Annotated in this window: 20 protein-coding genes; 7 read left to right on the top strand and 13 right to left on the bottom strand. The window is 66.1% G+C overall.

What is annotated here, in order from left to right; translation table 11 throughout:
* Positions 1 to 32 precede the first annotated feature (32 nt).
* Together AB0I43_RS08920 and AB0I43_RS08915 are read left to right on the top strand one after the other, a co-directional pair.
* Positions 33 to 2726, top strand: a complete 2694-nt coding sequence (locus AB0I43_RS08920; protein ID WP_357431610.1) for an ATP-dependent RecD-like DNA helicase — start codon at positions 33 to 35, stop codon at positions 2724 to 2726.
* A 732-nt stretch (positions 2727 to 3458) separates the two neighbouring features.
* Positions 3459 to 4412, top strand: coding sequence for a hypothetical protein (locus AB0I43_RS08915; protein WP_356976871.1), 954 nt, complete (start codon positions 3459 to 3461; stop codon positions 4410 to 4412).
* Positions 4413 to 4834: 422 nt separating this feature from the next.
* Here AB0I43_RS08915 and AB0I43_RS08910 read toward each other — a convergent pair whose 3' ends face one another.
* Positions 4835 to 4981, bottom strand: a complete 147-nt coding sequence (locus AB0I43_RS08910; RefSeq protein WP_356976873.1) for a hypothetical protein — start codon at positions 4979 to 4981, stop codon at positions 4835 to 4837.
* A 151-nt stretch (positions 4982 to 5132) separates the two neighbouring features.
* Here AB0I43_RS08910 and AB0I43_RS08905 point away from each other — a divergent pair, with 151 nt between their 5' ends.
* The gene (locus AB0I43_RS08905) at positions 5133 to 5918 is read left to right on the top strand and encodes a hypothetical protein (protein ID WP_356976874.1); all 786 of its coding nucleotides are present in this window, start codon (positions 5133 to 5135) and stop codon (positions 5916 to 5918) included.
* 180 nt (positions 5919 to 6098) lie between these two features.
* Here AB0I43_RS08905 and AB0I43_RS08900 read toward each other — a convergent pair whose 3' ends face one another.
* The 5 genes from AB0I43_RS08900 to AB0I43_RS08880 form a co-directional block, all read right to left on the bottom strand.
* Positions 6099 to 6620 carry a hypothetical protein gene (locus AB0I43_RS08900; RefSeq protein ID WP_356976875.1) on the bottom strand — a complete coding sequence of 174 codons (522 nt, stop codon included), beginning with the start codon at positions 6618 to 6620 and terminating at the stop codon, positions 6099 to 6101.
* Between the two features lie 4 nt (positions 6621 to 6624).
* Positions 6625 to 7098, bottom strand: coding sequence for a F0F1 ATP synthase subunit B (locus AB0I43_RS08895; protein ID WP_356976876.1), 474 nt, complete (start codon positions 7096 to 7098; stop codon positions 6625 to 6627).
* Positions 7099 to 7104: 6 nt separating this feature from the next.
* On the bottom strand, positions 7105 to 7332 hold the full coding sequence (atpE, locus tag AB0I43_RS08890; RefSeq protein WP_356977026.1) for an ATP synthase F0 subunit C: 228 nt from the start codon (positions 7330 to 7332) through the stop codon (positions 7105 to 7107).
* Between the two features lie 79 nt (positions 7333 to 7411).
* On the bottom strand, positions 7412 to 8134 hold the full coding sequence (gene atpB, locus AB0I43_RS08885) for a F0F1 ATP synthase subunit A (RefSeq protein ID WP_356976878.1): 723 nt from the start codon (positions 8132 to 8134) through the stop codon (positions 7412 to 7414).
* Positions 8131 to 8400 carry a hypothetical protein gene (locus AB0I43_RS08880; RefSeq protein WP_356976879.1) on the bottom strand — a complete coding sequence of 90 codons (270 nt, stop codon included), beginning with the start codon at positions 8398 to 8400 and terminating at the stop codon, positions 8131 to 8133. The genes atpB and AB0I43_RS08880 overlap by 4 nt, the downstream gene beginning before the upstream one ends.
* 175 nt (positions 8401 to 8575) lie before the next feature.
* Here AB0I43_RS08880 and AB0I43_RS08875 point away from each other — a divergent pair, with 175 nt between their 5' ends.
* A complete protein-coding gene (locus tag AB0I43_RS08875) occupies positions 8576 to 9175 on the top strand; it encodes a hypothetical protein (RefSeq protein ID WP_356976880.1) in 600 nt (199 codons plus the stop codon).
* Here the strand turns inward: AB0I43_RS08875 and AB0I43_RS08870 are convergent.
* Positions 9147 to 9422, bottom strand: a complete 276-nt coding sequence (locus AB0I43_RS08870; RefSeq protein WP_357431608.1) for a hypothetical protein — start codon at positions 9420 to 9422, stop codon at positions 9147 to 9149. The two genes, AB0I43_RS08875 and AB0I43_RS08870, sit on opposite strands and share 29 nt — an antisense overlap.
* 89 nt (positions 9423 to 9511) lie before the next feature.
* Between AB0I43_RS08870 and AB0I43_RS08865 the strand changes: the two genes are divergently transcribed.
* Complete coding sequence (locus tag AB0I43_RS08865; RefSeq protein WP_356976884.1) at positions 9512 to 10828, top strand: acyltransferase; 1317 nt, start codon at positions 9512 to 9514, stop codon at positions 10826 to 10828.
* On the opposite strand, the gene AB0I43_RS08860 is transcribed toward AB0I43_RS08865, so the two are convergent.
* Entirely contained in the window at positions 10813 to 12336 is a 1524-nt protein-coding gene (locus AB0I43_RS08860; RefSeq protein WP_356976885.1) for an AMP-binding protein, read from the bottom strand. The two genes, AB0I43_RS08865 and AB0I43_RS08860, sit on opposite strands and share 16 nt — an antisense overlap.
* 90 nt (positions 12337 to 12426) lie before the next feature.
* On the opposite strand from AB0I43_RS08860, the gene AB0I43_RS08855 reads away from it, so the two are divergent.
* Together AB0I43_RS08855 and AB0I43_RS08850 are read left to right on the top strand one after the other, a co-directional pair.
* Positions 12427 to 13176 (top strand): SDR family oxidoreductase, encoded by a 750-nt coding sequence (locus AB0I43_RS08855; protein WP_356976887.1) that lies wholly within the window; start codon positions 12427 to 12429, stop codon positions 13174 to 13176.
* 33 nt (positions 13177 to 13209) lie between these two features.
* On the top strand, positions 13210 to 13872 hold the full coding sequence (locus tag AB0I43_RS08850; RefSeq protein WP_356976889.1) for a class I SAM-dependent methyltransferase: 663 nt from the start codon (positions 13210 to 13212) through the stop codon (positions 13870 to 13872).
* 16 nt (positions 13873 to 13888) lie between these two features.
* On the opposite strand, the gene smpB is transcribed toward AB0I43_RS08850, so the two are convergent.
* From smpB to recQ, 5 genes are all read right to left on the bottom strand, one after another.
* Positions 13889 to 14365, bottom strand: a complete 477-nt coding sequence (gene smpB / locus AB0I43_RS08845; protein WP_356976891.1) for an SsrA-binding protein SmpB — start codon at positions 14363 to 14365, stop codon at positions 13889 to 13891.
* Between the two features lie 67 nt (positions 14366 to 14432).
* Entirely contained in the window at positions 14433 to 14660 is a 228-nt protein-coding gene (locus AB0I43_RS08840; protein WP_356976893.1) for a hypothetical protein, read from the bottom strand.
* A gap of 100 nt (positions 14661 to 14760) precedes the next feature.
* On the bottom strand, positions 14761 to 15825 hold the full coding sequence (locus AB0I43_RS08835; protein ID WP_356976894.1) for a metallophosphoesterase: 1065 nt from the start codon (positions 15823 to 15825) through the stop codon (positions 14761 to 14763).
* Between the two features lie 138 nt (positions 15826 to 15963).
* On the bottom strand, positions 15964 to 16752 hold the full coding sequence (locus AB0I43_RS08830) for an alpha/beta hydrolase (RefSeq protein ID WP_356976896.1): 789 nt from the start codon (positions 16750 to 16752) through the stop codon (positions 15964 to 15966).
* A 119-nt stretch (positions 16753 to 16871) separates the two neighbouring features.
* The gene (gene recQ / locus AB0I43_RS08825; RefSeq protein ID WP_356977028.1) at positions 16872 to 18722 is read right to left on the bottom strand and encodes a DNA helicase RecQ; all 1851 of its coding nucleotides are present in this window, start codon (positions 18720 to 18722) and stop codon (positions 16872 to 16874) included.
* Positions 18723 to 18806: the final 84 nt, after the last annotated feature.

The following is an 18806-nucleotide window of genomic DNA, read 5'->3' as shown; positions in this document are numbered from 1 at the left end:
CGGGTGCGCTACGAAAAGAGTATGTGTACAGAATGAGTACCGTTGACCAGCAGATCCAGAGTGCCGCGAGTGCCATCTCGTCCAATATTGTCGCGCTGAAACACGATCGAGCCCTTCTCGCGCAGAACATCCTGAGTCAACTCCGCAACCTGGTGGAGGGTGTCGCGGTGGGCCTTCACGCCGGTCGGGGCGACGTCGATTTTGAGTACACGGCGGTGGGTCCGGCAATGGCGTACATCGCAGGAAATGGGAAGCTCAATTTCCTTAAGCGGTTCCACAAACTGTTGCAGATCAGTGCCTCGCACTACACGATGGGCGGGGACCCTTCCGAGCGGTTGATGCTCAAGTACTACGACTACCTACATCGCATCCGGGATGTAACGTCCAGCCACCTCAACTTGAACATCCTGGACAACGTCGAGGACTTTCCAGTCGATCTCGATCCGTCCCTGGAGGAGTACCACCAGAAGATCGCCGAGCGGATAGTTACTGCGCAGGCTGTGCCGCCGGTGGAGCCCCGGAAGGATCGCTATTACATCCATGCGGTTCGCCCGTTCTACGCGGGAGGACGGGTGTACTACGAGGTGACCTTCTACAACGCCGTCAATCGGGTCAGCAAGTTCGATCGCATAATCGGCTTCACTGACATCGACATCACTGACAAGTACGCGGCGAACCTGGTCCTCAAGAGCGACTCGATCGACGTGCTGGGCCAGACGATGCCAATCACGATCATTTGCGAGTGGGAGGTGTCGATCCGTCCGTGCGAGTTCGATAACTTCGCCCGGATTTTCGATCAGCACTTCAAGACCTCGACCGGCAGCAGCGAGTACCGGAACCTGATGAAGTACCTGACGACAACATCGTCGAACCTGCTGGACATCGTCGACATGGAAAATGCGCAGTACGACTCGCTGAAGGCGTGGGCCACGAAGAAGTCGCAGCATCCGCGGATCTTCCCAGTTCTCGACCTGGCACGTCAGAAGATCCAGACCGCAAGCCCAGGTCACAACGTTCTGCGCTATCTGATGTTGCGAATGAACAACCACATCATCAAGCTCCAGTCCGAGTCAGAAACATGTGATGGGTTATCGGGCCTGCACCTGAGGTACGGATGCATGCCGTTCGAACGAATGCCGTTCTGTACCTCTCTATGCGGGCACAACCCGCGATTTGTGGACCTCGCCGAGAGCATCGACCTGAGCGGGCGGGCCCATGAGCTCCTCGCCCGCCGAGTGCAGGCGAACGTCGAGGGCCGCGGCATGCTCTATACGCCGCTTGGTGATGTCGAGCCGCTTGGAGCCGTCGATTCGCTGATGGCGCAATACAACGGGCAGTTGTACTACAAGCACACCGGCCGAAAGATGTTGAAGGACAAGGGCCATGTCTTCATCAAGGAGTACGAGGACGGCACTGTTGAGATCATCGATGAGCTCCAGCAGCATGCAGCAAGCGGTGTCGCTGGCTACCGTGCTGCGGTGACGCAGTGGCTCGCCCAAACGACGCCAGCTCCGGACGACCCGCTCAAGGTTCAGGCGCTCGAAGAGTTGTTCGTTGACTCGGAAGTCGTCTTGATTTACGGAGCGGCTGGGACCGGGAAGTCAACGATGGTCAGCCTCATAGCCAACTACTTCAACGATAAGGAAAAGCTGTTCCTTGCCCACACCAACCCGGCGGTCGACAACCTAAAGCGGCGTATCAACGCGCAGAACTCGACGTTCCGCACGATCAGCAGGCAGATCGGCAGCTCCGACGCGACTGACTACGATGTTCTCGTCATCGACGAGTGCAGTACGGTCAGCAACTCCGACCTCCTCAAGGTGCTCAAGCGCACCTCTTTCAAGCTTCTTGTCCTAGTCGGGGATGTCTTCCAGATTGAATCGATTCAGTTCGGCAACTGGTTCGGGCTGGCTCGCTCGTTCATTCCGAACACTGCGGTGTTCGAGCTCACGACTCCGTTCAGGACCAAGAATGCTGGTCTCCTGGACCTATGGTCGACCGTGCGAGACTTGAAGGACGACATTGCGGAGACGCTCGCTTGCAACGGATACTCAAAGGTGCTGGACGAGAGCCTCTTTCAAGTTCAGCGGCACGACGAGATCATCCTCTGCCTGAACTACGACGGCCTGTATGGGATCAACAACGTCAACCGCTTTCTCCAGAGCAGCAACCCGGGCGCCGCAACAAACTGGGGACCCTCTACCTACAAGGTTGGCGACCCAGTGCTTTTCAACGAGACCGACCGCTTCCGGCCACTCATCTACAACAACCTTAAGGGAAAGATCGTCGGCATCGAGACCTTCCCCGGCCGGGTGCAGTTCGACGTGTCGCTGGACCGGCCTGTGACAGAACTCGACGCCGATGGCTCCAACCTGCGCTATATCGAAGATTCAACCGTTCAGTTCGACGTCAACGAGCGCAGCAGCGGCGACGAGGACGACGACTCGTCCTTCGGCTCCGTGCCTTTCCAGGTTGCCTATGCGGTCTCGATCCACAAGGCCCAGGGGCTTGAGTACGACTCCGTGAAGGTGGTGATAACGGACGCGAATGAGGACGACATCTCACACAATGTCTTCTACACAGCTATTACGAGAGCCCGAGAGCAGCTCCAGATCTTCTGGACGCCAGAGACCGAGCACGCGGTTCTCCATAGTCTGCAGCGGAACGTTAGCAAGAAGGATGCGATGCTGCTGTCGAAGCGTCGTGGACTGACCCCACTGCCGTGACAGCATCTATGCGCTGACGGATTTTCGCAGACCGCGAGAGTACGGGAGGGCTTCGGCGTCTGGGTTCTTGCACTGCTAACAGGGTCCAGAGGCGGAGTGGCTCAAGTTTGGCAACAGGTGGCGTACCGGCCCTGTGGAGTTCGAAACTGGTCGCTATCGTTGGCCGCTTGACCGCCCGCCCCTCGGTCGAATAGCCACGCCGACCTCTCGAAGGACCTTCGCCACCGTCCGCTGGCCATGTGGTGCTCCACCTTCAGCTGGGCCATTGACGCACCGGCTTCGTACTTGGCCACGATCTCAGCGGATTCAGGCGTCAGCTGCTTCTTCGGCCCACCAGAACGCGCGCTGCCGTGGTGGCCATGACTTGCGCTGTCCGTTTCTACCGATCCGTTCCCGCAGCTTAGCGAGGGCATCGAGCAAGTCGGTACGGTTCGAGTAAGTTCCCGCTACGTCCGCCGGGAGCCCAGATGGCGGGCCCGACTAGAACCGAGGACTCGCATCGGCTCGCAGTCTTTGGTATCGCGTAGTCGTGTGTTTGTCGGTGAGGTTCGGTATCATCACTGTTGGCCTTCCGGCCCTCGGCAAGCAATATCCGAGGTCGCTGCGAACCTTCCAGGCAAGTTCGTGGGGCATGAGCATGCGGGACATGCAATTTGCACCTTGTGATGAACCCTGCCGTCAGCATGGCTGACGCGTCGGTATGGCTGGGCCTGGACAGCTGGGAGACGCGCCATGTCGAATAGCTCTGCGCTTCGCAAGCCTGCCCAACTCCGTGCCAAGTACACCGAAGAGCCAAAATGGTTCGCGGAGAGGGCGATTCGGAAGGTTGATCGAGGGGGGTCGTCAAAGGCGTATGACCTTGGCTTCGATAGATGCCTCGCTGCTCAACAGCGCTTTCGGGCGATCATGTCACTGTTTCTGCTCAATACCGATGAGCCTCCGCTGGATGTGGATGAGAGCCCTGCCCACAAGCTGATCAGGCACAAGAGCATCTCCCGGCTGCTCTGCTACACGATGACCTTCTCGCCGCAGTACGACGAGTTCATGATCTTGTCGGACATGCCCGATCACATCATTCAGTCGGTTCGGATGCCGGGTTTGCGGCGACATTGCATTGGTGACAAACAAGACTCGCTGCTGCTGTCCCATGTACCGACGGGAGCGCGAGTTCGTTTCTGCCGTTGGGAGACATCTCATCCGTCCCACAGGCGAGATCTAAGGGTCTACCCACTGCACTTCAATGACGTCCCGGCGGACACGGCACTGGTGGACGAAGAACGGGCCGCGCTCGAAGCGGTGCCTGAGATGCACCCCGACAGCGAACGGCTGCTCGCAGGCTTGGTCTCCAGAGTTTGGCTCTCAAGTAAGCGTGAAGGCTGGGCGGTTTCAGGGTTGACGTGGGACGCACTAGGGCGCTCGTTCGAACCCTTTGAGACTCAGCCAGATTTCCACTTCCGGTACTTGTGGGGCTCCGGAACCGAGTGGCTGCTTCGCTGGAGTGGCTGGGGTTCGGTGCCGACTGCGGATGTAGCGCGAGCGCTCACTCATGACCATGTCGGTCTGGAGGGTGCTCGGGCGGTCCACGATGGACCGAACCGGTCAGTGGTGCGCCTCGGACACGCGAGATTGGTCTTGGAGTGCAACTTGGCCGCCGATTACGAGGCGAAGCAAGGCGGTCGCCGATGAGCCGTCAAAAGCGCCTGTCGAACAACCGCTCTCGTGCTAGTGGCCGGCACCATCCGGACAAAACCAAGGCGACTTCGGTCGACGTTCGTCGCGGCAATTGTGAGCCGAGGTCATGGCTCGGGTTACTCGACAACGTGTTGGTCGACCCATTTAGGTTCCGCCGGGCTGCGGTGCTGATTGCCCTCATAGGGGCGCTCCTGCTGGGATTGGTCGTTGTAATAGGCCCGTCGATCGGAGCGGCGGCTGTTGGTGCACTTGGCACGGCATCAGCAGCGAAACTCGGTCGCGCACGGCGAGGCCGACGAGTAGGCCCGTCGTCACGCCGTTCTTAGGCTCGGTATGGGGCTGAACTCGGCACCAGAACGGAGTTCAGCCCTTCGCTGGCTCTTCTAAATTTGCGGCTGAGAGTCAAGTGCGGCGTCTCAGCGGGCGGTCCGTAGTTGTCCTCCGGCAGGCCGGATAGCAGCACCGTTGTCGCGAAGCAGTTTTGCGATCGTTCGCTTCGCCATATGGTGCTCTACTTTCAGGTGAGTCATCGATGCGTCGTCTTCGTACTCGGCCACGATCACTGCCGCCTCCTCAGTAGTCAGCTGCTTTCTCGACCCACCGGATGTCCGCGGTCGTGTGAATCGTGACCTGCGCAGTCCGCTTCTTACGACCCGTCGCCGCATATCAGCGAACTGCTCCAGCAGATCGGTCCGGTTCGAGTAACTTCCCGCCATGTCCACTCTAGGCCCCTCACCCGGCACGCAGGTGAGGGGCTTTTTCATGCCCGGGCACGCTAACGCCGCGCAGCCGGTCATCGACACCATCGGTATGGCCAACCCCTCACGTCGCGGTGTGAAGAACCACATCGCATACGACCGCGGTGAACTGCTGAGCAAAACGCTGACGCCGGGCAACGTCGAGAATCGGCTGTCCGAGCGATACGACGGAGCGATCGGCCAGCTCAACCATTGGGTGGATCAGCTACGAGCGACCACCCGTGAGAGCATCCCGTACTTCGATCCTCGCGCCGCGTCTACCGGCGCGAAAGTACTGATGCTGCTTCAGGACCCTTCGGGCGCGGCGGACGGCGAGTCCGGTTTCATCAGCCTGCACAACAATGACCAGACCGCCCACAACGTGTATCAACTCTGCGAGGAGACCTCGCTTCGCTACACGGACTACGTTCCGTGGAACGTAATCCCTTGGTGGGTAGCCAATCCGGCCAAAGGTCGCCGCACCTTGGCGGGCGAAGCCCGGCGCGCGCGGCGCTACCTGGACGAAGTGATCGATCTGCTCCCGGGAGACCTGGCCGCGGTCATCGTCATGGGCAAGTCGCAGACCTGGCCGGCCTGGCACGCTTCTGTCGGCAAGAACCATCGGCGATTTCGCGGTGCCGAAGTTCTGTTCACCGCGCACCCTGGTCCGCGGTCGATCAACCAACCCGATAAGGACACCCGCCGTCGCAACCGGGAGGACATCGCCGCGGCGTTCGCACATGTCGCGAGTTTGGTTCGATGAGCGACGCGCGGCCAGAAGCCGCCGACGACCGCCACCTTCGGGTGGTCACGCTGCCTTGCACGCGATTCCAGCCATGACTGACCGCGTGGCCGAGTTGCCCGATTCGCCCCGGTCAATCCTGCGGATCCGGCTCCACTGGAACGCGGCCCACGCTCTCGGGGAACGTGGGCCGCGGATCGGTCAGGCGGGGAGGGGGCGGGAGAGGTCGGTTACCTCCTCGAGGTCGGTGAGGAACTGGTCGATGCTGGTGGAGCGGGCGGTGGGGGTGTGGAGGTGGTGGCGGACGGTGTGTTCGGTGCGGTCGAGGACGGCGGTGTGGAGGTCTGCGCGGAGTTGGTCGGTTAGTTCGCGGCGGATTCGGAGGAGGTGGGCGTGGGCTCGGCGGTGGGTGCGGGCGGCTTGTTCCTCGGCTTCGGCTCGCATGTCGGCGAGGATTCGGTGGGCCGCCGCGTGGGCGTCGGCTTCGAATTGGGCGCGGGCGATTTCGGCTTGGGCCAGGGCTGATTCGTGGGCTTCGGCGGCGGCGAGGACCTGGGTGGCGGCGCGTTCGCTGTCTTCCAGTTGGGTGCGGATGGTGTGCTGCGCCTTGGTCATCGCGGCGCGGACGCGGGGGGCGCCCCAGCGGGTCAGGGCGTAGACGACCAGGGCGAAGCCGAAGAGCTGGCTGACGAAGATCGGCCAATCCCAGACGATGTCGTGCATGCGGCTATCCCCTTCGCGCCGTGTCGGTTTCGCCGCCCAGGACCCGGGCGGCCAGGGCCTGGGCCAGCGGGTCGACGCTCGCGCGCAGGTCGGCAGCGACCCGGTCGGCCTCGGCCTGGAGTTCGGCCGTAGACCGTGCCACCTGGGCGTCGGATTCCGCCTGCGCGGCGTGCTGCCGCTGCGCGAGCAGCGAACGGCCTTGCTCGCGAGCCTGTTTCCGGATGCCGGTCGCGGCCACCCGGGCTTCGGCCAAGGCCGCCTGGTAGGCGGCCTCGGCGTCGGCGCGCGCCTGCGCCGCCGCCCGCTGGTCGACCGCGGTCTGCGCGGTCCGGGCTTCCCGTTCGGCCAGCACGCGATGGATCGGCGGAACGACGAAGCGCCAGATGACGCCGAGGACCGTCAGGAAGATCAGCAGTTCGGCGAAGAACGTGCCGTTGGGGAGCAGGAAGTTCTCTCCGGCAGTGTTTTTCGTCGACATGGCCCGCTACTTCCCCGGTGTCGCGAACACGAACAGCGCCATGAACGCCAGGTTGATGAAGTACACGGCGTCGATCAGGCCGACCGCCATCAGATAGTTGCCGCGCAGCCGCGATTCCGATTCGGGCTGCCGCGCGACACCGTTGATCAGCGCCGAACCGACCATGCCGTTGCCGACGCCGGCGCCGACCGCACCGCCGAGCAGGATGAATCCGCTGGCGATCAGCGCCGCCATCTGGATGGCGCCGGTGTTGGTGATGTCCGTCATTTTCGTTTCCCTTCTTGGGTGAAACTGGAAAGTCTTGGGCTGCCGCTCAGTGGCTTTCGTCTTCGCGCGCCATCGACTGCCCGAAGTAGAGGATGGTCAGCAGCGTGAAGATGAAGGCTTGGATGAAGCCGACGAACAGGTCGAGCAGCTTCCAGATCGCGTTGGGGCCCCAGCTGATCCAGGCCGGCAGCAGCGTGATGACCGAGAGCATCACACCGCCGGCGAACATGTTCCCGAACAGCCGCAGCGACAGCGACAGCGGTTTCGCGATCTCCTCGATGATGTTGATGAACACCATCGGCCCCCACCCGGTATGTCCCTTGAGCACCATTTTCACGTGTGTGAGCGGGCCACGCCGCGCCGCGCCCGCCACCTGGTAGCCGAGAAAGACGAAGACCGCGAGCGCGTAGACGAAATTGATGTCCGCGGTCGGCGGATGGATCAATTCGCCCTCGCCGTAGCGCATCGGCAGCACCGCCAGCCAATTCGACAGCAGAATGAAGGTGAACAGCGTGACAGCCAGCGGCAGCACGAACGGCGCGACCCGCATGCCGATGGCGGCCTCCACCTGACCGCGCATCTGCACCGTCACGGTCTCGAAGAAGAGCTGAACCCCGTTCGGCACACCGGAAGTCACTGTCGCGCGCAGGTAGAACGCCAAGCCGAGCACGATGGCCGCGGCGACCACCGTCGACAGAATCGTGTCGACGTTGAACTCCAGCCCGAGCCAGTGCACGGTCTGATGCTCGCCGACCTTGACCGTTGTCATGTCCGCCCTCGAAGTATCGGCCGCGCGACGCGCAGCAGTGTGACGGCCTGGAAAGCCGCCAGCCCCAACAGGATTCCGACACCGGCCGGCTGGAAGAAGAAGGCCGCCCCCACCGTGACGCCGGTCAGGACGAGCAGCCGCGCGGCCGACAGCAGCGTCAACGCGCGCACGCCCGGGACCCGGGTCGCGGACAGTTCGGTGAATCTTGCGTTTCCCCAGCCCAGCGCCAGTCCGGCGCCGATGAATACAACCAGCGATATCGCCATAAGGCCTCCCCGTTGAGGTCGTGATACTACGTAGCATAGTTACTACATTTGGTTGCAGCAAGACTATTGACGGCAGCCCACCTTTTGCGGTGAAATAGAGAGATGCGCTAAGCGCCGGGGCTGCCGGGTGTCACGAACCGCAGATAGCCGAAATGCCGCTGGTAGCGTGCTTTTCATGGAGATCGCGGGGGAATTCGTCGTCGGCGTGAACAGAGCGGCGGTGCAGCGCGCCCGCGATCGAACGCTGCGTGCCGCCCGCATTTCCGCCGCGATCAGCTTCATCACCGCCGCGGTGATCGCCGGTCTCGCGGTGGTGCTGGTGCGGCTCGTAGGCGTGGTCGGCTACCTGCAGTTCGTCGTCGCCGCACTCTTCGTGCTGAGCGGAGTGCAGACCCGGCGACGATTCCGGAAGGTCCGCGAGAAGTGGGCCGCCGAGGGCATTCCCCCGACCGCGATGCGCCTGTCCGCCGCCGGGCTGCGCATGAGCATCGACGGCGCGCCCGACTCGATCTTCCTCCCCTGGGGCACCGTGCACGGCCTGCGCGTGCACCGGATCCTCGGGCACCATCTCCTGGTCCTGGACCTGCTCCCGGGCGTGGGGCCGCACACCCCGGGTGTTCACGGGCTGGAAAACCCGGAGGCCCAGCGTGTTCTACGCAAGCGAGTCAGCGGAACCACCGGGCTGCGCACCGCCGCGAACATTCTGGACCAGCCGCTGCCCGCCATAGACCAGGCCGCCGGTCATTTCACCGGCGGCCGGGTGCGCATTCGCTGAACTCGAGCAACACGCCCCGCCCCCAACCGCTTTCAGAAGTCGGCGGCGTCCACTCGAGGCCGGAAGCTTCGACCTCGCGGTGGTACCGCGCGATGAATTCGGGCTGCTCGTCGGTGCCGTCGACCACCGCGGCGACGTCCACGCCCGCGGACTCCGGGCGGCAAGTCAGAGCCCGCACCGATTCGCCCGCCGCGAGCAGCGCGTCCACCGCCTGACGACCGAAGTGAGCGGTGGCGCCGACAACCAATCCATTCGCCCTGCACTGAGTAGGTTTGGTCCGGTTGCTCGAGTAGTTGTGCTCAGCCGTTCGGGCGCGCGGTCCCGCAGGCTTCCGGTATGGCAGTTCAGACTCTTTCGGCCCGGGACCTCGTGGCCGCGACGCCCGCGAGCCGGGATCGCTATCTGGATCTCCTGCGAGTGTTCTCGCTGGCGACCGTGGTGCTCGGGCACTGGTTGATGGTGGTGCTGGTGCCGGGCGCGGACGGCGGCGTCGGTGTGGACAACGCGCTCGGCATCATGCCCGCGCTGCAGCCGGTGACCTGGATTTTTCAGGTGATGCCGCTGTTCTTCTTCGTCGGCGGGTTCGCCCATGCCGGGGCGCTGCGCCGCGATCCCGGGTACGCCGGGTTCGTCCGCGCCCGGGCCGCGCGACTGCTGATCCCCACCGCGGTGTTCGTGGGGGTCTGGCTGGCGATCGGATTGGTCATCGAGGTGACCGGCTACGATTCCGGGCTGCTGCGGACCGCGACGCGGCTGATCGGACAGCCGCTGTGGTTCGTCGGTGTGTACCTGGGTGTCGTCGCGCTGGCGCCGGTGCTGTGGACGCTGCACCGGCGTTTCGGCGCGGCCGTGCCCGCGGTGCTGGTGAGTGGAGTGCTCGGCGTGGACCTGATCCGATTCGGCTTGGGCCACAACGGGTTCGGACTGGTGAATGTCGCGCTGGTGTGGCTGGCGGTGCACCAGCTGGGATTCCTCTCCGCCGACCAGCGGCTGGGGCGCGGAGCCGCGCTCGCGCTGACCGCAGGTGGACTGATCGCCCTGCTGACGCTGGTGACGTTCGGGCCCTACCCGGTGTCCATGGTGGGCATGCCCGGGGCGAGCGTGTCCAACATGTCCCCGCCGACGGCGGCCCTGATGGCGCACGCGCTCTGGTTGATCGGCGCCGCACTGCTGCTGCGCAAGCCGATCGGGCGACTGCTCGAGCGGCCGCGGGTGTGGTTGGCCGTCGTCACCGCCAACGGCATCGCGATGACCGTGTTCCTCTGGCATCTGACGGCGCTGTTCCTGGTCAGCGGTGTGCAACTGGCGCTGGGCGGGCCTCGCCCGACGGTGGGCTCGGCCGGCTGGTGGCTGACCCGGCCACTCGAACTGAGCCTCTACGCAGCGGTGACGGCGGTGCTGCTCGTGCTCTTCCGGCGCGCCGACCGCCCGCGCACGCTCGTGCCCGCGCCGATGCGCACGAGCCGCGCCGCCCTCGGAATGACGTTGGCCCTGTTCGGTGTCCTCGGGATCTCCGCGGCGGGCTTCGGCGGGGCACTGACCGGCCGGACCGCTCCCCTGCTCATGTTCGAGGTGACGCCGCTGCGCTGTGTGGCGCTGCTCGCGGGGGCGGCGGTACTCCTGAAACTGGCGCCGCGCTATTCGAGTAGCTGACGCTTGTAGAGCTTGCCGGAATCGTCGCGCGGAAGTCGATCGACGATGCGCACCTCCGGGAGCTTGTAGTTCGCCAGCTGTTCGGCCAGCCGATTTCGAATATGGCTGGGATGCAGCGTGATTCCCGGGCGCGCAACGACCTGGGCGTGCACGGCCTCGCCGAGATCCCCGGAGCTCGGGACACCGTAGACGGCGGCGTCCTCGATGCCGTCGAGCGCCATCAGGGCGTTCTCGATCTCGGCGGGGTAGATGTTGACGCCGCCGGAGATGATGATCTCCGCGGAACGGCCGGTCAGGTAGAGCCAGCCGTCGGCGTCCAGATATCCGGTGTCGCCGACGGTGATCATGCCGGGAATCGGGCTGCTCTGTGTCGCAGGGTGATTGAGGTAGCGGAAGGCAGGCCAGTAGTCGGCGCCGCGGAGGTGGACGTGGCCGATCACCCCGGGCGGGAGTTCGGCGCCGTCGTCGTCGAGGATGCGGACGGCCGAGCCGTCCACCGGACGCCCGACGCTACCGGACTTTTCGAGCCACTCGGCCGCGCTGATCCAGGTGATCGCGCCCGCCTCGCTGCACCCGTAGAACTCCCAGAGGGCCGCACCGAACCACTCGATGGCGGCGCGCTTGACGGCGGGCGGGCACGGCGCCGCCGAGTGGATCAGGTGGGTGAGACTGGAAACGTCGTAGCGCGCCCGGACTTCGGCGGGCAGGCTCAGCAGGCGGCTGAGCATGGTGGGCACGATCTTGGCGTGCTGGATGCGGTGCTGGTGCACGGCCTTCAGGAAGGCTTCGGCATCCCAGCGCGGGAGAATCGTGATATCGGTGCCCATTCGCAGCGCCAGGACGGCGACCGCGTTCGGGCTGGTGTGATACAGCGGCCCGGCCACCAGCATGCGACCGCCGGGCGCCAGGCCCATTCGCTGCGCCGTGCCGCCCGCGATGGCCAGCAGCTGCTCCGGTGTCATGCGTTCGCGCGCCACGCCTTTCGGCTTGCCCGTGGTGCCGGAGGTGTAGATCAGCCCCATCGAATCGCTGATCGCGCCCTCGACGTAGCCCAGTGGCTCGGGGTGCTCGGCGATCCACTGCTCGAGTGTCGGGTAGCGGCCGGACAACGGCGTCTTCGGGCGGCCGAGCTCGCGCAGCAGTTCCCCCGGCATCTCGACCTCGATGATCCGCGGCGCCCGATTCGCCTGCGCGCAGGCGGCTTCGACCGTCGGCAGGAACTCGGTGTGCGCGAACACGACCCGGATCTCGGCGTCGGCGAGGACATGGGCCATCTCACCGGCCTTCCACCGGGTATTGATCGGAACCGGGTTGGCTCCGCACGCGGCGACGCCGAGCCCGATCTCCAGGAACTCGATGTCGTTGCGCAGCACCACCGCGACGCGCCGGCCACGGCCGACTCCGACGGCCACCAGGGCCGCCGCGAGCCGGCCGGCGCGGGCGTGCGCCTCGGGCTGGCGCCGCACCCGGGCACCGCAGGTGATCGTGGGGACCGTGGCTTCGGACATGATCGCAGTCTGCCACGGCTGTCACGGAAAGCCTTTTCACACAGACTGTTCGGACGACGGGACTTCCGGACGCCGTGTCATGATCGGAATATGACGCGACGGGTTGCGCTCGTGACGGGTAGTTCCAGGGGGTTGGGGGCCGTGATCGCGCGGCGGCTGGCCCGGGATGGGATGGCGGTCGCGGTGAACGGGCGGCGGGAGAGTCCGGAGCTGCGGCGGGTGGTCGAGGGGATTCGCGCCGAAGGTGGGGTGGCGGAGGCGTTTACGGCCGATGTCACCGATGTGGAGCAGACGGGGCGGTTGGCGGCGGGGGTGGCCGAGCGCCTCGGGGCGATCGAGGTGCTGGTGCTGAACGCGACCGGGCCGCAGCCCGAGGGGCCGATCGCGGAGGTCGGGTGGGGTGATCATCTGGCGCAGCTGGATTTCTTCGTCAAGAGTCCGATTCTGCTGGGGCGGGCCGTGATTCCGGAGATGCGGGCACGGCGGTTCGGGCGCATCGTGCACATCGATTCCGATCTCGCGGACCGGTCGGGGCCCGGGCGGTCCGCCTACGCCACCGCCAAGAGCGCGCAGATCGGTCTGGCGCGGACTTGGGCGCGCGAGCTCGCGCCGGACGGGATCACGGTCAACACCATCGCGCCGTGCTTCATCCCGGTGGAGCGGCATGCCGAGGTCTCCGAGGCGGAGCGGGCGGCCTACGCGGCCCGCACCCCGATCGGGCGGATCGGGCTACCGGAGGATATCGCGCATGCCGTGAGCTACTTCGCCTCCGCCGGGGCCGGGTTCGTCACCGGGCAACGTCTCCTCGTCGACGGCGGGCGCAGTCTCGAGCGCGCTTGACCTCAACCATGGTTCAGGACGCACAGTGGAGTCATGAGCACACCTGTGGAAACCTGGAATGCCGTCTACGACAACGACTCCGCGCCGTGGGTGATCGGCGAACCGCAGCCGGCGATCGTCGCGCTGGAACAGGCCGGATGGATCCGCGGCCGCGTCCTGGACCCTGGCAGCGGCGCCGGTGAGCACACGATTCTGCTGACTCGACTGGGCTACGACGTGCGCGGCATCGACCTCTCACCCAGCGCGGTGGACTACGCGCGCCGCAACGCGGCCGCACAGGGCGTCGCGGCCCGGTTCGACGTCGCCGACGCCCTGGATCTCGCGGCGGCCGAGGCGCTGAGCGAGGACGGCGCGGCCCCGGCCTTCGACACCATCGTCGACAGCGCCCTTTTCCATGTCTTCGGCGAGGCCGCCGAGGCGCGCGCCGCCTATGTTCGCAGCTTGCACGCGGTCTGCAAGCCCGGTGGGCGGCTGCACATCCTCGCCCTGTCGGACCGCGAGCCGGGCATCGGTCCCCGGATCAGCGACACGCTCCTCCGTGCATCGTTCGACAGCGGTTGGGAGTTGGAGGATCTCCAGCCCGCGCGCTACCTCGGACGCGTCACGGACACGGTCGCCGAACAGGCCGCCGAGCTGGAACAGATCGACGGCCGGGTGAGCGTCGCCGCCTGGTTGGCCCGGTTCCGCCGCGTCTGAGGGGCAGCGGTCGCGGTTACCGGCTCATGCCCTTCACACGGCGGCCGATCTCACGGGTGACCTCGCGTTCGGCGGTGCGCTTGGCGATGTCCTGGCGCTTGTCGTAATCCTGCTTGCCCTTGGCGAGGGCGAGCTCGACCTTGACCTTGCCGTCGGAGAAGTACATCGACAGGGGTACCAGCGTCTGGTTGCCCTCGCGGGACTTGCCGACGAGGCGTTCGATCTCCCGCTTGTGCAGCAGCAGCTTGCGAACCCGGCGGGGCGAATGGTTCGTCCAGGTGCCGTGGCTGAACTCGGGAATGTGCAGGCCGCGCAGCCACACCTCGCGATTGTCGACCGTCGCGAAGGCGTCGACCAGCGAGGCCTTGCCCTCACGCAGGCTCTTCACCTCGGTGCCCACCAGCGCGATCCCGGCCTCGAAGGTCTCCAGGATCGTGTAGTTGTGCCGCGCCCGGCGGTTGGTCGCGATGACCTTGCGCCCCTTCTCCTTCATTCGGTCCACTTTATGTGACGCGGCAAGCGGATTTTCCCGCGGCTCGAGGCCGCGGCCGAGCGCGGGCTCAGTGCACGTTGAGATAGAGCACGAACAGGCCGACGAAGGCCACCATCATGAGCAGGGTGGAGTAGCGGGGGCGGCCGAGATGCTTGGTGTGCCGGTTGCCGAGCCAGACCGATTCCACTATGGAGTCTCCTCTCCTGCGGGCGAGGGTGTCGGCGTCTCCACCTTCGGCGGGGGAGCCGCCGGCCACCTCGGCCCCGTCGTCGGACGCGCCATCACCGGATGCCATGCCAGCACGGTAGCGGGCGTTCCCACCATCCTGCCCGGTTTGGTTCGCTGTCGGCAGCGGTGTTGCTATTCGGTGATCTTGCGGCGCAGGGCCGTTGCGGTCACGCCAGGCGACGGCGGAAGGCTTCGGCGCCCGCGCCGGTGGCCGGGTCGACGGTGACAACGCGCAGGTCGACCGCGTTCGGCGTGAGATCCAGCACCATGAAACCGAGTTGATGATGGTTCTCGAACAGCGCCGCGTTGGGCCCGGTCCGCGGTGCGCCGCCCGAGGTCTTGGCGGCCGCGCCGGAGACGAGCTGGCGGGTGCCCTTGGATTCCGGGGTCGGTTCCAGCACCTGCAGGTCGTGATCGTGGCCGGAGAGGATGAAGTGCGCCTTGCCCGCGACGTGCTCCTCGAAGAAGCGCTTCACGTGCACGCCGTTGATCGGTTCGATGGGCAGCCCCTCGTACTGACCGGCGTTGCCGTGACTGCCGTTGCTCAGATACGGATGGTGGGTGCAGACGATCTTCCACCGCGCGGTGGACGCGGCGAGCGCGCCGTCGAGCCAGGCCCGCTGTTCGTTCATGAAGACGCCGTCGACGGCCCAGTAGTCCGACAGCAGCGGCGGGACGTAGGCGGCGAGCGGATTCAGATCGAGGACGAAGAACTCGACCACCGAGCTGGGACGCACCGAGTAGTACCGGCTCGGCATCCACCAGCGCGGCGAATGCGCGTGATACTCGACCTCGGTGTTGCCGCGCAGCAGCCAGCCGCCGTCACCGGGCAGGACCGAGCTGGTGTCGTGATTGCCGAGCACCATGGCCCACGGGAAATCCAGCCCGGTGTTGGGGTATTCGAACTTGTCCGCGAACTGGACGTCCTCGACGCCGGTCGGGCCGGATTCGTAGATGTTGTCGCCGAGTCCGAGCGCGAAAGCGAACGGCTCGCGGCGATGGAATTCGCGGGCCGCGTCGGCGACGGCCCACTGGGTGCGGGTACCGGTGCCGGCGTCACCGGTGACCAGGACGCGCACAGCACCCTGACCGGTGGGAAAGCCGAACTTCTCGACGCCCTGCGCGACCGGCACCGCCTGCGCCGGCGACAAGCCGACCAGCGACGCGGAGGCCGCGACGGCGGCCGCGCCGGTCAGCAGTTCCCGGCGTCCGATGCCCTGCGCGCCACTCATTCCATTGCCTCTCGCTCGTCCGGGCTCTGCCCACCCCGAAAATACTGGTCGATTGACCAAGAGGTGTCCAGCGCCGCACCGATCATTCACGATGTGTACACGGCATCGTGCCGCAACGATCGGCGCGCGCGGGGGAAATCAGCGACTGGCGAACACGAATTCGACGAGCAACTCGGCCATCGGCTCGGCCACCCAGGTGTGCTGCGCGCCCGGCACCCGCTGCTGCCTGGCGCCCGCGATGGCGGCGACGATCGAATCGGCGGCGGTGTACATCTCCGGGAAGGTCTCCGCACCAACCATCGCCAGGACCGGTACCTCGATCTTCCCGAACAGCTCGGTGTGCGGCGCGGATTCGGCCCAGACCAGGGATTCGCCATCGGCCCGCAGGCTGCCGGCCTGGGCGACCAGGTCCGGGAACTCCGGGGACTGCCGCCAGGCCTCGAAGAACTCCGGCGGCATGTCCTTCATGTAGTAGCGCATCGCGCCCTCCAGATCCCCGGCGTCGATGCGCCGATCGACCTCGGCGGCCCACTCCCGGCCACCGCTGTCCTGCTCGCCGAGCGGGGCCTCGAACAGCGCGAGACCGTCCACGGCGAGGCCGCGCACGGCGGCCGCGAGCGCGATCGAGCAGCCCGAGGAGTGCCCGCACAGCAGCGCGCTACCGCCCGCCCGCTCGAGGAGCACGGCGACCGCTTCCAGCTCGCGATCCAGGTCGATTCGACCCTCGACCCGGCTCTCACCGCGGCCCAAACGGTCGTAGACGATGGTCGTAATGCCTTGCTGGGCAGCGAGTTCCGCCGTCTCGGTGGTCACCGGATCGATGGCGCGGTACGGGCCCGCGCCGGCGATGAAGAGCAGTGCGGGGCCCGAACCCCGCAGGTCGTAGGCGACGCGGTCGCCGCGGGATGTTGTCAGGTACTCACTCATGTACGCGTCTCCTCGTGGACGAGTCGGCGGGCGGCGTACGTGCCGGGCCCCGCTACCGATAGGACGCCCGCACGTGCCGAAATTCATCGCACCGGGGCATGCCCGGCGGAAAGGGGGCCCTACTCCGCCGCGAGCACCTCGAGGACGCCCTCGCCGTACTTGGCGAGCTTGGCCTCGCCGACGCCGCCCACTCCCCCGAGCTCGGACATACTCGCGGGCTTGCGCGCGGCGATATCGCGCAGGGTGGCGTCGTGGAAGACGACATAGGCGGGCACGCCGGCCTCCTTGGCCGTCGCCGCGCGCCAAGCGCGCAGGCGCTCGAAGAGCGGGACGTCGGCCGGGGCGAGGTCGGCGGCGGGCGCCTTGCCGCCCTTGGACTTCGCCGAGCGGGCGGGTTTGGCGGCTCGTTCGGGTTCGCGGCGCAAGCGCACCTGGCGCCCCTCGAAGAGGACCTCGTTGCCCGCCTCGGTCAGCGTGAGCACGCCGTAATCACCGTGCACCGCGAGCAGGCCCTGCGCCAGCAGCTGCCGCACGACGCCGCGCCACTCGATATCGCGCAGATCGGCGCCGACGCCGAAGACCTTGAGCTCGTGGTGATCGTATTGCAGGACCTTGGGATTCGATTTTCCGAGCAGGATGTCGATGACGTGCCCGGCGCCGAAGCTCTGCCCGCGTTCACGTTTCAGGCGCAGCACCGCGGAGAGCAGCTTCTGGGCGGGCACCGTGCCGTCCCAGGATTCCGGCGGGGTGAGGCAGGTGTCGCAGTTGCCGCACGGCTCACCCTGCTGACCGAAGTAGGCCAGCAGCTGGGTGCGCCGGCAGCTGACCGTCTCGCAGAGCGCCAGCATCGCGTCCAGGTGTAGTTGCAGCTGGCGGCGATGCGCGGCATCGCCCTCCGAGGAATCGATCATTTTGCGCTGCTGCACGACATCGTTGAGGCCGTAGACCATCCACGCGGTGGACGCCTGCCCGTCGCGACCGGCACGACCGGTCTCCTGGTAGTACCCCTCCACCGATTTCGGCAGATCCAGATGCGCGACGAACCGCACGTCCGGCTTGTCGATGCCCATGCCGAAGGCGATGGTGGCGACCACCACCAGCCCCTCCTCCCGCAGGAACCGGGACTGGTTCTCGGCGCGGGTGCGATTGTCCAGCCCCGCGTGATACGGGACGGCGGTGATGCCGTTCTCGGTGAGGAAGGCAGCCGTCTTCTCCACCGAATTGCGGGACAGGCAGTAGACGATGCCCGCATCGCCCGGATGCTCGGACTTCAGGAATTCCAGCAGCTGACGATCCGGACGGTTCTTCGGCTCGATCCGGTACTGGATATTCGGCCGATCGAAGCTGGCCACGAACTGCCGCGCGCCGGCGAGATCGAGGCGCTGCACGATCTCGTCGCGTGTTTTCGCCGTGGCCGTCGCGGTGAGCGCGATGCGCGGCACGTCGGGCCAGCGCTCGTGCAGCATGGACAGGGCCAGGTAATCGGGCCGGAAATCGTGGCCCCACTGCGACACACAGTGCGCCTCGTCGATGGCGAACAACGCGATCTTGCCGCGATCGAGCAGCTGCGCCGTCGACTCCAGGCGCAGCCGCTCCGGGGCCAGATAGAGCAGATCCAGTTCGCCGGAGACGAACTGCGCCTCGACCATGCGGCGTTCGTCCGGGTACTGCGTGGAGTTGAGGAAGCCGGCGCGCACGCCGAGCGCGCTGAGCGCATCGACCTGATCCTGCATCAGCGCGATCAGCGGTGAGACCACCACGCCCACGCCCGGCCGCACCAGCGCGGGAACCTGATAGCACAGCGACTTTCCGCCGCCGGTGGGCATGAGCACCAGGGCATCGCCGCCGGCGATCACCTGCTCGACGATCTGCTCCTGCTCGCCACGGAAGCTGTCGTAGCCGAAGACGCGACGTAAAACCTCTTGCGCCGCACTGGATTCCGCGCCCGCACGGGCGGCGCCATCGGTCACCTGGAATGCATCGGAGAGGGTCACCCGGCCCATCCTACGAGCGGTCCCCGACGACCGCGCCGCCGTTGCGCAGCCCGACCGGGG

This window comes from Nocardia sp. NPDC050435 (assembly GCF_040655395.1).
Lineage (GTDB): Bacteria > Actinomycetota > Actinomycetes > Mycobacteriales > Mycobacteriaceae > Nocardia.
The sequence above is the reverse complement of the archived record's forward strand: the minus strand, read 5'-3'. Positions and strand labels throughout refer to the sequence as shown.